The sequence below is a fragment of the Variovorax sp. Varisp41 genome (genome assembly GCF_047325085.1).
Taxonomy (GTDB): Bacteria; Pseudomonadota; Gammaproteobacteria; order Burkholderiales; family Burkholderiaceae_C; genus Variovorax.
Genome location: NZ_CP168541.1, coordinates 827,391 through 842,486, shown reverse-complemented (window position 1 = coordinate 842,486; position 15,096 = coordinate 827,391). Strand labels below are relative to the sequence as shown.

Here is a 15,096-nt window from a genome sequence, read left to right as displayed (position 1 = left end):
CGGAGCCCTGACTCGGCGCCGTGAGTTGCACGATTTCAACAAGTTTTGCACAATGGACGTTGTTTGACTGCAAGGAGGCGCCATGCAGAGCATGACCCTGGAGCAACTCCGCACGGCCTCCGAAGCCGGCGGTGTTTCGAGCGTGACGCTCAAAGGGCAGGGGGGCACGTTTCTCGTTCAGATCGCGACGCGCAACGGTGCCGGCGCCGTTTTGGCGAAGGCCCGCAGCACCGAGCCGCGTCGTTTCGGAAATCCGGCCACTGCACTGAGCGTGCTGCGCGACCTGGGCATCACCGTCGGGCAGTTCGATGCCAGCGAGTGGAATCCGGCCGAGCGGGAGCCCGTGGAGCGTTCCACCGACAACCGTGCGCAGGCCCTGCGCAAGGCGCACGAAGCCGCTGCCTACAACGAGTGGCTGGCTGCGGAAATCCAGGAGGCGGTCGACGACCCCCGGCCGAATCTTTCGCACGATGAAGTGCTGGCCCTCATGGAGGCCGACATCGCGGCCCCGACGGCCGGACGAAAGCCCGCCGCGAAGAAACGCGCATGACGCCCTGCCGCATCGAGTGGCGGCCGAAGGCGGTCGACGATCTGCGTGCCATCGTTCGCTACATTGGCAAGGACAACCCTGCGCGGGCGCGCAGCTTCGGCCAGGAGTTGCGCGACAAGACCCTGCCCCTTGCGCAGCACCCTGAACTCGGCCGCAGCGGAAGACCCGGTCTGCCGAGCCACGTGCGCGAGCTGGTCGTGCATCGCAACTACATCGTGTTCTATCGCGTGCTGCACGAAGCGCGCATCGTCGAGATCCTGCGCGTCAAGCACGCGGCGCAGCAGACCCCCTGACTGCCGCTTCGAGTCGAATGTCCTTCGGATCGTGACGAGATCGGGGCCGCCCGAACGCGCTTGATAGAATGAGAACGACTATCAATTGCCTCGGACGGCCGCGCGTGCGGGCTCACTGAAACGAGGCTGGCATCGGCAAGGCGTCAGGCCTGCCGCCGTCATCCACCCCGTCGAAGAAACCATGGCCCAGAACGCTGTCCCCGCCCTGCAGATCGTCTCCCGCATCGGCGCCGCCGTGCTCGGCGGCTATGCGTTCTCCTGGGGCTTCGTCGCGCTCGGCATCGGCCTGCTGTTCGCCGCGGGCATGCCGTTCCACGACGCCGAGTCGCTCGCCAGCATGCTGGCCTTCCTGGGGTTCCTGGTCGCGTTCCTCTGGGCGTTCTCGGCCGCCAACGTCAAGCGCGTGTGGCTGGTGCTGGCCGGCGGCGGCCTGTCGATGACGGCGGCGGCATCGCTCGTGCAGCGCGCGCTGCTCTGACCCGACCCAAATCGAACCATTCCCGCGAGGAGAGACTTCCGTGTTCCAGAACTTCCGCCTCTCGATGGCCTGGCTCCACACCTGGTTCGGGCTGGTGCTCGGCTTCGTGCTGATGGTCGTGTTCTTCTTCGGCTCGCTGTCGGTGTTCGACCGCGAGATCGACCGCTGGGCGATCCCCGAGACGCGCTTCGAGCCGCAGCGCATGCCCTCGTTCGACCAGGTGCTGCTGCCGCTGTTCAAGGAGGCGAAGCCCACCCCCGCCAACGTCGAGGAAGCGCGCTCGCGCGTGAACGGCCCGATGGCGACGAGCTTCGAGCCCAAGCAGTGGCTGGCCTACACCACGCACCGCGACCCGGTGCTGAGCATCTATTCGGGCTTCATCCTGCCCAACGCCAAGGACCCCGAAGACGGGGTCTGGGGCAACGCCACCATCGACCCGCGCACCGGCAAGACGCTGCCGGAAGACCGGCTGAAGATCGGCAGCGACTTCTTCTACCCGCTGCACTACAGCCTGCACCTCAACTGGCTGAACCTCGGCACCTGGATCGTCGGCTTCGCGGCGCTGGTGATGCTGATCGCGCTGGTGAGCGGCGTGGTGATGCACCGCAAGATCTTCCGCGAGCTGTTCACCTTCCGCCCGGCCAAGCACGTGCAGCGCAGCGCGCTCGACCTGCACAACCTCACGGGCGTGGTCGCGCTGCCCTTCCACTTCATCTTCGCGCTGTCGGGGCTGGTGGTGTTCGCGGGCGTCTACTTTCCCGTGAGCCACACTCAGCTCGAGCCGCTGCATGAGTTGCACGAGAAGCTCGAGGCCCAGGAGACCGGCCTGCCGCACGACCGCGCGGGCACGCCGGGCACGCTGGCCTCGGTCGACGCGATGGTGGCCGAGGCCCAGCGCCGCTGGGCCAGCCGCGGCATGGCGGGCGAGGTGGGCATGCTCAACGTGCAGCATGTGAACGATGCCAATGCCTACGTCAGCGTCTACCGCGCGGGCACCGACCGGGTCACGCTCACGGGCGAGGGCATCCACTTCAACGGCGCCACCGGCGAGGTGATCCGCGAGGATCCGGCGCCCACGGTGGTCGCGGGCATCAAGGACTTCCTGACCGGCCTGCACCTGCAGCACTTCAGGCACTGGCTGCTGCGTTGGCTCTATGTGCTGGGCGGGCTGGCCGGCTGCGCCTGCATCGCCACCGGCTTCATCTTCTTCGTCGAGAAGCGCAAGCGCCAGCATGCGAAGCAGGGCCTGCAGGGCGCGCGCTGGGTCGATGCCTTCGCGGTCGCGACGGTGCCGGGCCTGCTGATCGCGACCTTCTCCATGCTGGTCGCCAACCGCCTGCTGCCGGCCGAGCTGCCGCTGCGCGGCAACTGGGAGATCGGCGTCTTCGCGGGCGCCTGGCTGGTCTCGCTGCTCCATGGTCTGTGGCGCACCGCGCCCACGGCGCAGGGCCGTCTCGCACCGGCCTGGGCCGAACAGTGCTGGGCCGTGGCGCTGCTGGGCGTGGCGGCGGTGCTGCTGAACTGGATCACCACCGGCGATCACCTGCTGCGCACCATCGGCAGCGGCTACTGGCCGGTGGCGGGCGTCGACCTGTCGGTGCTCGCGGCGGCTTCGCTGGCCGTGGTGGCCGCGCGCATGCTGCGGCGCCGTGCCGATGCGACCGCCGTCTCCACCGTGGCCGCTTCGAACGGATCGGCGGTGGCCCGTGTCTGAGGCCCTGATGCTCGCGGCCGCGCTGACCGCCAACCTCGTGGGCGCGGGCCTGTTCGCGCTGTCGATGGACGTGCACTGGGAGCAGGCGCGCCCCGGCACAGCCTACCCGGTGCGCATGGCGCGCGTGCTGCGCGTGCTGGGCGCGGCCTGCCTGGTCGTGTCGTTGCTGCTGTGCCTGCGCGTCGACCATGTCTCGATGGCCTCGCTGGTCTGGTTCATGGCGCTCGCGGGGGCAGCGCTCGCCGTGACCTTCACGCTGAGCTGGCGGCCGCGCTGGCTGGCGCCGCTGGTGGCGTGGATTCCCGCGCGGCCGGCGACGACGTCTCGCTGAGCGGCCCGGCGCCGTCCTCGAAGTACACCACCATGCGCAGGTGGCGGTACTCGTCCACCGTCAGCGCCTCGTGTTCGAAGGCCACGCGTCGGCCCTCGTCCAGCAGGGCCGAGATGCCGCGCGAGGGCTGTGGATCGCGCGGCGTGTCCCACCAGCGTCGGAAGTCGGGCGACAGCCGCCGCAGCTGATCGACCAGCTCCAGCATCGCAGGATCGTCGGGCGCGACCGCGAGCTCGCGTCGAAACGCGGCCAGCAGGCGCGGCGCATCCTCCTTCCAGTCCGGCAAGCGGCGGCGCAGCTCGGGATCGGCGAAGGCCAGGCGCAGGAAGTTGCGCTGCGCGGGCTCGCGGCCCGAGAAGCCGAACAGCCGGTCGGCGGCGGCATTCCACGCGACCACGTCCCAGCGCAGGTTGGTGACGTAGGCCGGGCGCGCGACCAGCTCGTCCATCATGCGCTGCACCAGCGGCGGGATGCTCGGCCAGTGATAGGCCTCGGCCGAGGGCGGCCGCTGCTGCGCGAGCAGGAACAGGTGGCAGCACTCGGCATCGTCGAGCCGCAGGATCTTGCCGATGCGCAGCAGGAAGGCTTCCGAGACACCGATCTCGCGGCCCTGCTCGAACCACGTGTACCAGGTGATGCCCACGCCCGCGAGCGCCGCCACCTCTTCGCGGCGCAGACCCGGCGTGCGGCGCCGCCCGCCGCTGGGCAGGCCCACGTCCGCGGGCGCGAGCCGCTCGCGATGGGCGCGCAGGAAGGCCGAGAGTTCGGTGCGCGTGCGGTCGAGCGATCTAGACGCCATGGCACGCCGCCCTTCGTATTGCTGCCAGTAATAGCATGAGAGGAAATATTGTCCTGTTGCCGATCCGTTCCCAGAATGATCGCTCCTTCATCATTCAGGAGTGGTTCGCATGGCTTTCGGTCTCAAACAGCACAACGGCAACAGCGTTGCGACAACGCCGCCGGCACGCGCGGGCCTCGCCCAATGGGCCGGCCTCGCCATGCTGGCGCTGCCTACGATGCTGCTGGGGCTCGACGTGACGCTGCTCTACCTCGCGCTGCCCAAGCTGGCCGAGGACCTGCAGCCCAGCGCCACGCAGGCGCTGTGGATCATGGACGCCTACGGCTTCATGATCGCGGGCTTCCTGGTCACGATGGGCGCGCTGGGCGATGCGATCGGCCGCCGCCGCCTGCTGCTGATCGGCGCCGCGGCCTTCGCCGTGACTTCGGTGCTGGCCGCCTTCGCACCCAGCGCCAACCTGCTGATCGCCGCGCGGGCCCTGCTCGGCATCGCGGGCGCGGCGCTGATGCCCTCCACGCTGGCGCTGATCCGCAACATGTTCCTCGATGCACGCCAGCGCGCGCTGGCGATCGGCGTCTGGGCCACCATGTTCGCCTTCGGCATGGCCGCGGGGCCGCTGGTCGGCGGCCTGCTGCTCGCGCACTTCTGGTGGGGCTCGGCCTTCCTGGTGGCGATTCCCGTGGTGCTGCTGCTGTGGATCGGCGGGCCGTTCCTGCTGCCCGAATACCGCGCACCGGGGCGCGCGCGCCTCGACCTCGCGAGCGTCGCGCTGTCGCTGGCGGCGATCCTGCCGCTGGTCTACGTGGTCAAGCAGAGCGCGAAGAGCGGCTGGGGCATTGCCACCACGCTGGCGCTGCTGCTCGGCATCGCCTGCGCGATCGCGTTCGTGCGGCGCCAGCGCGCGCTCGCGAATCCGCTGCTCGACATCGGGCTGTTCGCCGACCGCAGCTTCAGCGTCGCGCTCGGCGTGCTGCTGGTCGGGCTGACCGGCGTGGGCGGTGCGCTGCTGCTGGTGACGCAGTACCTGCAGCTCGTGATCGGCCTGCCGCCGGTGACGGCCGGCCTGTGGATGGCGCCGCCCGCGCTCGCGATGCTGGTGGCCGGTATCGGCGCGCCGCTGGTCGCGCGGCGCGTGCGCCCGGGCTTCGTGATGGCCGCGTCGCTCGCGCTGTCGGCGCTGGGCCACGGCCTGCTCGCGCTGCTGCCCGTGCTGCCCGCGACGCAGGGCCTGGGCTGGGCGGTGGCTGGCTATGCGCTGATCTACCTGGGACTGGGAACGCTGGCCGCGCTGGGCACCGACCTCGTGATCGGCGCGGCGCCGGCGGCGCACGCTGGGTCGGCCTCGGCGTTGTCGGAAACGGTGCAGGAGCTCGGGGTCGCGCTCGGCGTGGCGATCTTCGGCAGCCTGACGACCGTGGTCTATCGCGCAGGCATCGCCGAGCACCTACCGCGCGGGTTGCCCGAACAGGCCGCCCGCGCGGTGGAAGAGGGCCTCTGGAGCGCGACCTCGCTTGCGCAAAGCCTGCCCGCGGGCCTGCTCGACGAGGCCCGGCACGCCTTTGTGGCCGGGCTCGGCGTGTCGTCCGCCGTGGCGGCCGCGGGGATCGCGGCGCTGGCCGTGGTGTCGGCCGTGGCGCTGCGGCGCATCGCGATCCCCGCGCCGCGCGCGCTCAAGCCTTCGCGGAAGGCAGCGCCAGCGGCTTCGGCAGCCGGATGCGGATGAACTCGTTGCCGTCCACCTTGTTCGGCAGGCGCGAGGGCGAGCCGCCGGGGTAGTTGTTGTCGTTCACCAGCATCAGCGTCTGCGCGTCGGCGATCGTGACCACCTCCACGCACTCCATCGGGAAGGCGAAGATGCCGTCGATGGTGGCGTCGCCGCCCAGGCCCTTCGGGTCCTTCAGCGCCATCAGGTCGACGATCTCTTCCTTCTCGAGGTAGCCGCTGCTGTCGACCTGCGCGAGGTCGATCCTGTAGACGCGCTTGAAGCGCGCCGCGTTGCGCCAGGTGCCCGAGGCCGGGAACTTGCCGCTGCGCACGTCGCCCGCGCCGCTGTCCTTCTCGACCACGAGGAACTCGGTGTCGTTGATCGCGACCATGTCGTTGACGCTGTAGACCTCGGTCTCGAGGTTGCCGTCGCCGTTGATGCGCTGGCCGGTGCTGACCTTGTAGGCGTAGACGCGCGGCTCGAAGTTCTGCGAGGCCAGGTCGAACACGCTGATGATGCGGCGCTGCGCGTTGTCGCCGTTCATCTCCTTCTCGTACATCGCATAGAGCTTGGTGCGGCTGGCGTTGATCGCCATGCTTTCCAGGCCGCCCGAACCGCCGAGGTTGGCCACCGAGGTGTTCGACTGGATGTACGGGTTGTTCGGCGTCTGCACCAGTGGATTGCCGCCGATCTTCGCGAGGTTGGGCATCTGCACCTCGCGCGCGACGAGGCGGCCCTGGCGGTCGAACTTCAGCAGGAAGGGACCGAACTCGTCGCCGATCCAGAAGTTGCCCTGCGCATCGATCTGCAGCGACTCGGGGTCGATGTCGTAGCCGGTCAGCAGGCGGCCCGAGACGATCGCCGGGTCAACGGCCAGCGTCTGGCCGGCCGGCGACACCGAGCTGCCCGGGTAGTTGACCATGTCGGCCACGGCCGGATAGCCGAGGTTGCGGTAGGGATCGCTCAGGCGGATATAGCTCTGCGCACTGAAGGACGAAAGCGTCTCGCCGGTCTGGAAGTTGGCCGGGATCACCTGGCCCTTGGCCCAGTCGAACTTCACCGCGTAGATGTGCAGCAGGGCGTCGGGCGAGGCGGCGCGGCCGCCGAAGCCGTTGTCCTGCATCGCGTAGAAGACGCCCGGCATGCCGCTGGGCACCAGCGCCGAGAAGCCCTGCATCGGCTGCTTGCCCTGGAAGGGCAGGGTGTAGCCGTAGGTGTCCCTGGCGCGCGTGTAGTCGCCGCCCGAGATGAACTGGCCCGAGGTCGGGCCGGCCACGTAGCTGTCGGCCGGCAGCACGGCGCGGCCGGTCAGCGTCGGGGACGTGACCTCGGGTTCGGCCACCGGCGCGGGCGCCGGTGCGGGAGCAGGGGCCGGCGCGGGTGCCGGCACGAAGGGGAAGCCGCCGCTGCTTCCGCCGCCGCCGCAACCGGCCAGCAGCGCGCCGCCCGCGCCGAGCAGCAGGCCGCGGCGCTGGATGTTGTTCTTCGATGTCATGTCTTGGCTCTGTCTTCGATGCGCGTCAGAAGGGGGTGGGTGCCGACGTCATGTCGGTCAGCTTGTTGGTCTGCAGGTCGATCGTGAAGTGCTGCGTCGGCGCGCCCTTGGCGAGCTTCAGCAGGATCTGCATCAGCGGCTTGAAGCGCGCCTGGAACACCGCGTGGGCCGGGTTGTCGTTCATCACCTGCTGGCTGCCGTTGAGCGCCAGCGCGGTGTTGGTGCCTTCGAGCGCCTGGGCGATCAGCTTGTACTGGCGCGCGCGGTCGGCCGGGATGTCGGCGAACGCGAGGTCGCCGGCATTGGCCAGGCGCACGAAGTCGCCCGCGAGGTCGATCGCCTTCCACTGGTTGAAGTCCTCCAGCCGCATGCCGTTGGCACCCGCGAGCGCGCGCGCCTTGGCTTCCGCATCCGCGTAGTCCTTGGCGTAGGCCGCCTGCTGCGCGCTGCCGTCGCCGCCGGCGTCGCCCAGGCACGAGAAGAAGGCGCTGCTCAGCAGGCCGCGGTTGCCGGTGTTGCCCAGTTGCTTGAGCGTGACCTTGGTCTGCAGCTGCGACAGCACCAGCAGGTCGGAGCCGTAGATCGGGCTCTTCACCAGCTCGCGCATCTCGCAGCGCCAGTCGTCGTTGAGCAGCCGCAGGCGCACCAGTTCCGACATGTAGCGCGTGCTGAACTCGCCGTAGCTCTTCGCGTCGAGCACCGTCTTGTCCCACAGCACGCCGTTGCTGCCGCCCGGCAGTCGGCCCGGGAAGTCGGTGAAGAAGCGGTGTTCCTCGCGGTAGAGGTCGAACAGCTCGTCGAAGCGCGCCACGTTGTCCAGGCGCACCGTCTGCACGTCGATGTGCGTCGCGTCCTTGAAGGTCAGCAGCTTGTAGGCCGGCACGTAGGCCGCCATCGACGGTGCCTGGATGTTCACCAGGCCATGGCCGTCGTCGTAGTTGCGCACGGCGGTGTCGTTGAAATGCATGTGGCCGCCCACGTGCACCTGCAGGCCGGTGTCGGCCAGTGCCTTGGTCACGTCCTCGGCGGGACGGCGCGCCATCTGCATCTTGCCCGCGCCGAGCAGCGCGATGATGTCGTCGGAGGCGCCGTTGAAGAACTCGCTCATCGGGAAATGGCTGAAGGCCACGACCTGCTTGCCCTGCTTCTTGCCGCGTGCCACCACGTCCTTGAGCCACGCGATCACGTGCGGCTTGTGCGTCAGCATCTTGTTGTAGCCGGCGTCGCCCGAGCCGTTGAAGTCGTTGGGGCCGGTGCCGGTGGGCACGTAGACGTTGGCGTCGATGCCCACGAGCCACAGGCCTTCGACCGGCTCGACCAGGTAGCTGGTGTCGGGCACGTCATGGCAGAAGGTGTAGCCGTCCTTCTTGTAGGTGCCGCCCGCGCCCTGCGCGCAGATCTCGAAGGTGCGCCTGCTCCAGGCCGCCTGTTCCTTCGCCTTCGCGAAGTCGTAGTTCTGGTAGCTGTAGCTGCTGTAGGGCGTCTCGAAGTAGCGGTAGCCGGCCTTGGGCATCAGGCCGTGCTGGTCGAGCGCCTCGGTGATGCCCGCGTAGCCCTGTTCCTTGACTTCCTCGGTGCAGTAGCTGCTGTTGACCTTGGCCCATTCGCCGCTGTAGTTGGACGCCGCGCAGTCGCCGTTGCCGCCGCGGCTGTAGATCGGCTGGGGCGCGCCCACGCGGTTCGTGGCGGCGTCGATGCCCAGGTAGTCGGCCTTGCCGCCCGCGCGCTCGAGCGGCTTGTTCGGGTCGTGGTTGCCAGGGGCCGCGAAGAACTGGATGCCATGCTTGTTCGCATAGTCGTCCAGCACCTTCTTCAGGCCGCGCATGTGCACCGGTTGTCCGTCGTCCGAGAAGTCGCCGGGCAGGGCGATCAGCTTCACGCCGCGCGCCACCGCGTCGTCGAGCGCGGTGATGAAGGCGAAGTAGTTCTCGTTGAACAGGCGCGTCGAGGTCATCTGCGCATGCATCAGGCGGATGGTCGCGTTGCGGCCCGACTTCGGGTTGAACACGCCGGGGAACGAACCGTCCTTGAAGTTGGCGTAGACGTCGTGGAAGTGGATGTCGGGCATGAACGCGACCTGCACCGGCGGTGCGGATTCGGCCGGCGGGGGCGTGGTCTGCCCGGGGTTCGAGCCCGAGGGCGGCAGCGGGAGGAAGCCGGCGTTCTGGTTGTCGCTGCCGCCGCAGGCGGACAGCAGCAGCACGGCCGCGGCGACGGCGAGCGTCGAGGTCGCGCGCGCGGTGCGAGGGAAGGAAAAAATCATGAAAAAAGATCCGCGAAAGAAGTGACGAAACGCCCGCCGCCCCAGTGAAGGGGCCGGCGGGCGCGGGGCGGATCATGCGGGGGTCGTATGACCTCCCGGTGGCAGATGCATGACATAGGACGACTGACTGAACACTGACGCCGAAGTGAAAAGTTCGCATCGAACACGCGGCGTCGAAGACGCTCGCGCGCACCGTGCGAGGGCGGGATCGCTCGTGCCGCGCCATGGCACCATCGCCCCCATGCACGAGCCCTCCCGCCGCATCCCCTACCGCACCTGGCCGGGCGCCCTCGCGGTCTTCCTCGCCATCGCCGCCTATGTCGGCGGCCTGATCTTCTGGGACCGCCACACGCCCGGCGCGCGCCCGCTGCCGGCCGGCGAGACCGTGTCGGTCGGCCATGCGCGCTTCGAGCCCGCGCGCGGCTGGCAGATGGACGTGGCGCGCTCCAAGGCCGGCCGTTCGCTGATGCTGTTCAAGGGCAACCACAAGTTCCTCGTGACCACGCTGCCCTGGGCCGGCGGGCCCGACGGTCCGCTGGTGCGGCAGCAGCGGCTGATGGAGCGCGGCCAGGGCCTGAGCATCGAGGGCGACGTGTCCGACTTCGTCACCATGTGGGGCCTGCAGGGCAAGACCTTCGCCTACTACGGCAGCAAGATCGCCGGCCGCTTCTGGCAGGTGGTGGACCAGCGCCGCAAGTCGCTGGTGCAGATCGACGTCTACGGCGGCAGCGACGGCCTCGACGAAGCCATGGCCGATGCGCGCAGCATGCTCGAGTCGATGGACCTGGAGGCGCCGCTGTGAGCCACGACACCACCATCACCACCACCGCCTTCGACAGCGACGAGTCGCCGTGGCCGGTCGGCACCGACTCCTTCTTCCAGCCGCGCCGCGCCGCCTTCTGGCTGCTGAGCGCGCTGATAGTCAACGGCCTGTTCTACACCGCGCAGATGTTCTCGATGGGCTTTCGCGTGGTGCCCATCACGGCCTTCCTCGGGCTCGTGGTGTGGGGTCTCTACACGCTGGCCTTCCTGCTGGTGTTCCGCACGCTCGACCTGCTCGAGCAGCATCCGCCCGAGGCCTTCGTGCTGGCCTTCGCCTGGGGCGGCATGGGCGCCGTGTACTTCGCCGCGCCGGCCAACATCGCGATCCAGAGCCTGTGCGCCAAGCTGATCTCGCCCGAATTCGTGGCGGCCTGGGGGCCCGCGGTCGCGGGACCGATCACCGAGGAATTCCTCAAGCTCGCGGGCGTGGTGCTGCTGGTGCTGGTGGCGCGCAACCAGTTCCAGACCTACCTGTCGGTGCTCATCGTCGGCGCCATGGCGGGGCTCGGTTTCCAGGTGGTCGAGAACCTGACCTACACCGTCACCGCCTCGATGCGCTTCCCGCTCGAGAACCAGGTCTACCCGGTGCTGCTGAACCTGCTCACGCGCGGACTCATGAGCGGGCTGTGGAGCCACGCGGCCTACACCGCCATCGCGTCCTTCGGCGTCGCCTGGTTCCTGCTGCATCCCGAGCGGCGGCTGGTCACGCGCATCGGCGCCGCCGTGCTGTGCTTCGTGCTGGCCTGGGCCATGCACTTCGTCTGGAACTCGCCGCTGCTCGAGGACTACTTCGACGGCGGCTATGGCGAGATGGCGCTGCTGCTGCTGGTCAAGGGCATCCCGGTGCTGATCGCGGCCTGGCTGTTCTGGCGCGAGGCCGCGCGCGAGAACGGCGCCTACCTGCACGCGCTCGCGGCCTACTTCGTGCCCGAGCGCGAACTGATCCGCGACGACGAATGGGTGCGCCTGGGCCAGCCGCTGGCACGCTGGCGCGTGCGCCGCGAGATGGGCCGGGCCTTCGGCGCCAGGGCGCGGCGGCTCAAGACGCGGCTGCAGCGCGAGCAGCTGCGGCTGATCCGGCTCGCGGGCACCTACGGGCGCGGGCCGCAGACGCTGGCGAGCGAACTGGCGGTGCGGCGGATCCGGGCGGCGCTCGATCCGTTGATTCAGGCGCCGCGCTGAGACCGGGGCTCGCCCCCGGAACCGCTCAAAGCCCCATCAACGCCTGCAACAGCATCCGGCTCGCCGGCGCCGGCTCGGCCAGCGCGGGCACCGCCAGGTAGCTGACCCGGTGCGCCCAGGGCTCGTCGAGCGGCACGAAGGCCAGGTTCGGAAACTTCGCCTGCTGCTCGAGGCTGGCCTGGGGCAGCAGCCCGATGCCGAGGCCGCACTGCACCATGCGGCTGGCCGAATCCATGCCCTTGACCTGGATGCGCGTGCGCAGCCGCACGCCGTGCGCGAGCGCCTCCCTGGCCACGCGGCTCGCGAGCGCGGTGCCGGGGGGCAGCTCCACCCACTCCTCCTTCAGCAGTTGCTCGAAGCGCAGGCGCTTGCGCTTCGCGAGCCGGTGGTGCACGGGCAGGATCACGACCAGCCGCTCGGTGCGGTAGGGCTGCAGCTTGAGGCCCGGGATGTCGCCCTCGGCGACGAACACGCCGACGTCGGCCTTGCGCTGCAGCAGCAGTTCGACGATCTCCGCGCTCGTGTGTTCGGCCAGCTCGATCTTGATGCCCGGGTGCTGCTGCAGGAACAGCGCGAGGTCCTGCGGCAGGTGCTGCACGATGGCCGAGATCGAGGCGACGAGCTGGATGCGGCCCGACACGCCGGCCTGCAGGTTCTGCAACTCGGCATCGAGGGTGTCGACGTCCTCCATCATCGCGCGCGCATAGCGTGCGATCGACAGGCCCGCCGCGGTCAGGCCGGCGCCGCGCGCGGTGCGGTGCAGCAGCTCGACGCCCATGGCGTTCTCGAGTTGCGTGATGCGGCGGCTCGCGGCCGAGGGCACGATGTGCAGGGTGGCGGCCGCGCGCGACAGGCTGCCTTCGTGCTCGATCGCCGCGACGAGCTTCAGGGTGGCGAGGTTCAGGTGGTCGAGCAGGGGGCGTCGGGGTTTCATGGTGCGCGGGGCAGCGTTGCCGCAATGGCAACGCTGCCGTGAATTAATGTCGCTGGGCTTGTGGCGGGGACTGCGTCAGCATGCGGGCCATTCCAACAAGGAGACGCATCCTTCCATGCAGCAGATTCTGAACCTGCGCGATCTCACGATGATCGAGCGCACCCATGCCCGCGGCGGCAAGTTCCGCTACCACCCGCTGCTGTCCGGCCGCGACGGCAGCGTGGGCAACTTCTTCCTCCAGCTCTCGAACACCTTCAACGACTTCGACTCGCCGCGCCACCGCCACAACTTCGACCAGGTGCGCGTGCAGCTCGAGGGCGACGCCGACTTCGCGCGCGATGGCGTCATGAAGCCCGGCATGATCGGCTACTTTCCCGAGGGCGTGTTCTACGGCCCGCAGAGCATCGCGGGCGAATCGCTCACGCTGGTGCTGCAGTTCGGTGGCGCGAGCCGCAGCGGCTACCTGTCGGAGGCGGCGTTCCAGCGCGGCATCGTCGAACTGAAGAAGAACGGGCGCTTCGAGGCCGGCGTCTACAAGGTCGACAAGCCCGAGGGCGGCACGCGCAACCAGGATGCCTACGAAGCCGTCTGGGAGCACATGAACGGCCGCGAGCTGCGCTACCCCGAGAGTCGCTACGACAAGCCGATCTTCATCCGCCCTTCTGCCGCGCAATGGCTGGGCGATGCGCAGCGGCCCGGCGTGGCGCGCAAGCACCTGGGCAGCTTCTCCGAGGCGCGGACCGTGCTGTCGCTGATCGCGCTCGAAGCGGGCCGGAGCATCGAGGTGCCGCCGAACAGCATCGTGTTCGTGCTGGCAGGCAAGGGCCACGCGGGTGACGGCCGGCGCGATTGGGAAGTGCGGTCTTCGCTCTACAGCGGGGAGACAGCCAGCGCGATGACGGCCGATGCCGCGAGCGAGCTGCTGCAGATCGAGCTGCCGAGGCTGTGACCATGCGCGACCCTCAGTCCGACGGCCGGCGCCGTCGCATCGTGCTGGGACTCGGCGCCGCCCTGGCGGCCTCGCCGTTGCCGCGCGCCTGGGCCGCGGAGGAATTTCCCTCGCGCCCGATCTCGATGGTGGTCCCGTTCCCGCCGGGCGGCGGTTTCGACACCATCGCGCGGCCGTTCGCGGAGCGGCTCGGCCAGTTGCTCGGACGCGCGGTGGTCGTGGACAACCGCCCGGGCAGTGGCGGCAACATGGGCACCGACTTCGTCGCGCGCGCGCCGGCCGACGGCCATACGCTGCTGTTCGCCAACGACTACCTCGCGACCAATCCGAGCGTGAACCGCAACACGCGCTTCGACCCGCTCAAGGACTTCGCGCCCGTGAGCATGGTCGGCAGCACGCAGGTGGTGATGGCCGTGCGTCCCGACTTCCCCGCGCGCAATTTCGAGGAGCTGGTCGCGCTGTCGAAAAAGCGCTCGCTGAGCTACGGGACGCCGGGCGCGGGCACCTCGCCGCACCTGGTGGGCGAGTACCTCTCGACCATCTCGCCGCTGCAATCGCTGCACGTGCCCTACAAGGGCACGGCGCCGGCGGTCAACGATGCGATGGGCGGGCAGATCGACATGGTCTATGCCACCTCGCCCTCGGTCGCGAGCCAGATCGCGGCCGGGCGGCTGCGCGGCATCGCGGTGTTCGGCGCGCAGCGCAGCACGCAGCTGCCCGAGGTGCCCACGCTCAAGGAGATCGGCGGGCCCTCGGTCGACTACGAGGTCTGGTACTGCCTGTTGGCGCCGGCCGGCGTGCCGCCCTCCGTGCTCGCGACGATCCGCGCCGCCACGCGCAAGGCCCTCGATGCCGACCTCGCCGCGCGGCTGGCGCGCCTGGGCTATGCGGTGAGATCGAGCGAGCCCGAGGCGGTCACGCAGGCGATCCGGCAGGGGCTGGAGCGCTGGAAGGACGTGGTGGCGCGGGCCAAGATCGCGATCGACTAGCCGCGACCTTCTCTCGACGCCCGCGGGCGGATCAGGACACGGACGACTTGTCGCCCTCGTACTCGGCGGCGACGGCCTCGAAGGCCTGCGTCATGGTCCGTGCCAGGGCTTCCACCGACACTTCGACGACCCGGATCCCGGGCTGCTGCGGCGTCTCCGGCGAGGGCGTTTCGCAGCTCAGGTACACGCCGTGCGCGGTGGGGATCAGGAAGCTCAGAACGCGCAACGTGACGTCTCCGAACTGGAGGAAGGCCCAGAGGTCCGGCAAGTCGCCGGGATCGGGCGATGGATCCGGCGCGTCGGCGAGTATCCGGTGGATGTCCACGGGTCCGCGGTCGCCGAAGATGTCCGCCCTGGGCTGGAAGCGGGCCGGGTTGCGGAAGCTCTTCAGGGTCCTGTGCAGCGTGAAGAGGAAGCTGGGCACGTAGACGCCGTTATCGGTCGCGGTCACGTGCGTGCCGGCCGCGTGGATGTCCACCTGCCGCATCGCGAAGCTCTCGGGGTCCTTGAGCGCGATGTCGAACTGCAGGGTCTCCCGGGTGCCGAAGATATGTGCGGGCATGATGGGGCGATTGTCCTTGAAGCCGTCGGT

General features: G+C 69.4%; 15 protein-coding genes. 10 read left to right on the top strand and 5 right to left on the bottom strand.

Translation table 11 applies throughout. From position 1 onward, the window contains the following. Positions 1-82 precede the first annotated feature (82 nt). The 5 genes from ACEN9J_RS35110 to ACEN9J_RS35090 all read left to right on the top strand — a co-directional run bounded on the left by ACEN9J_RS35110 (position 83) and on the right by ACEN9J_RS35090 (position 3,366). A complete protein-coding gene (locus ACEN9J_RS35110) occupies positions 83-550 on the top strand; it encodes a hypothetical protein (protein WP_413765647.1) in 468 nt (155 codons plus the stop codon). Then, positions 547-843 (top strand): type II toxin-antitoxin system RelE/ParE family toxin, encoded by a 297-nt coding sequence (locus ACEN9J_RS35105; protein WP_261206015.1) that lies wholly within the window; start codon positions 547-549, stop codon positions 841-843. Before ACEN9J_RS35110 ends, ACEN9J_RS35105 begins: the two co-directional genes overlap by 4 nt. Before the next feature lie 181 nt (positions 844-1,024). Continuing rightward, on the top strand, positions 1,025-1,321 hold the full coding sequence (locus ACEN9J_RS35100; protein WP_413765646.1) for an iron uptake protein: 297 nt from the start codon (positions 1,025-1,027) through the stop codon (positions 1,319-1,321). 40 nt (positions 1,322-1,361) lie between these two features. Next, positions 1,362-3,035 (top strand): PepSY-associated TM helix domain-containing protein, encoded by a 1,674-nt coding sequence (locus tag ACEN9J_RS35095; RefSeq protein WP_296726634.1) that lies wholly within the window; start codon positions 1,362-1,364, stop codon positions 3,033-3,035. Then, positions 3,028-3,366, top strand: a complete 339-nt coding sequence (locus tag ACEN9J_RS35090; RefSeq protein ID WP_296726639.1) for a DUF3325 domain-containing protein — start codon at positions 3,028-3,030, stop codon at positions 3,364-3,366. Before ACEN9J_RS35095 ends, ACEN9J_RS35090 begins: the two co-directional genes overlap by 8 nt. Here ACEN9J_RS35090 and ACEN9J_RS35085 read toward each other — a convergent pair. Then, complete coding sequence (locus ACEN9J_RS35085) at positions 3,287-4,165, bottom strand: helix-turn-helix transcriptional regulator (protein WP_413765645.1); 879 nt, start codon at positions 4,163-4,165, stop codon at positions 3,287-3,289. The two genes, ACEN9J_RS35090 and ACEN9J_RS35085, sit on opposite strands and share 80 nt — an antisense overlap. 109 nt (positions 4,166-4,274) lie before the next feature. On the opposite strand from ACEN9J_RS35085, the gene ACEN9J_RS35080 reads away from it, so the two are divergent. Then, positions 4,275-5,888 carry an MFS transporter gene (locus ACEN9J_RS35080; RefSeq protein ID WP_413765644.1) on the top strand — a complete coding sequence of 538 codons (1,614 nt, stop codon included), beginning with the start codon at positions 4,275-4,277 and terminating at the stop codon, positions 5,886-5,888. On the opposite strand, the gene ACEN9J_RS35075 is transcribed toward ACEN9J_RS35080, so the two are convergent. Beyond that, the gene (locus ACEN9J_RS35075) at positions 5,836-7,365 is read right to left on the bottom strand and encodes an esterase-like activity of phytase family protein (RefSeq protein WP_413765643.1); all 1,530 of its coding nucleotides are present in this window, start codon (positions 7,363-7,365) and stop codon (positions 5,836-5,838) included. The two genes, ACEN9J_RS35080 and ACEN9J_RS35075, sit on opposite strands and share 53 nt — an antisense overlap. Before the next feature lie 25 nt (positions 7,366-7,390). Then, on the bottom strand, positions 7,391-9,628 hold the full coding sequence (locus ACEN9J_RS35070; protein WP_413765642.1) for a metallophosphoesterase: 2,238 nt from the start codon (positions 9,626-9,628) through the stop codon (positions 7,391-7,393). A gap of 241 nt (positions 9,629-9,869) precedes the next feature. On the opposite strand from ACEN9J_RS35070, the gene ACEN9J_RS35065 reads away from it, so the two are divergent. Next, entirely contained in the window at positions 9,870-10,430 is a 561-nt protein-coding gene (locus tag ACEN9J_RS35065) for a hypothetical protein (RefSeq protein ID WP_057594117.1), read from the top strand. After that, positions 10,427-11,632 carry a PrsW family intramembrane metalloprotease gene (locus ACEN9J_RS35060; RefSeq protein WP_413765641.1) on the top strand — a complete coding sequence of 402 codons (1,206 nt, stop codon included), beginning with the start codon at positions 10,427-10,429 and terminating at the stop codon, positions 11,630-11,632. The genes ACEN9J_RS35065 and ACEN9J_RS35060 overlap by 4 nt, the downstream gene beginning before the upstream one ends. Before the next feature lie 25 nt (positions 11,633-11,657). On the opposite strand, the gene ACEN9J_RS35055 is transcribed toward ACEN9J_RS35060, so the two are convergent. Next, complete coding sequence (locus ACEN9J_RS35055; RefSeq protein WP_296726720.1) at positions 11,658-12,566, bottom strand: LysR family transcriptional regulator; 909 nt, start codon at positions 12,564-12,566, stop codon at positions 11,658-11,660. Positions 12,567-12,681: 115 nt separating this feature from the next. Here ACEN9J_RS35055 and ACEN9J_RS35050 point away from each other — a divergent pair, with 115 nt between their 5' ends. Further along, positions 12,682-13,515, top strand: coding sequence for a hypothetical protein (locus ACEN9J_RS35050; protein WP_413765640.1), 834 nt, complete (start codon positions 12,682-12,684; stop codon positions 13,513-13,515). 2 nt (positions 13,516-13,517) lie between these two features. Beyond that, on the top strand, positions 13,518-14,504 hold the full coding sequence (locus tag ACEN9J_RS35045; RefSeq protein WP_057594120.1) for a Bug family tripartite tricarboxylate transporter substrate binding protein: 987 nt from the start codon (positions 13,518-13,520) through the stop codon (positions 14,502-14,504). 31 nt (positions 14,505-14,535) lie between these two features. On the opposite strand, the gene ACEN9J_RS35040 is transcribed toward ACEN9J_RS35045, so the two are convergent. Beyond that, a complete protein-coding gene (locus tag ACEN9J_RS35040; RefSeq protein WP_413765639.1) occupies positions 14,536-15,066 on the bottom strand; it encodes a hypothetical protein in 531 nt (176 codons plus the stop codon). Positions 15,067-15,096 lie beyond the last annotated feature (30 nt).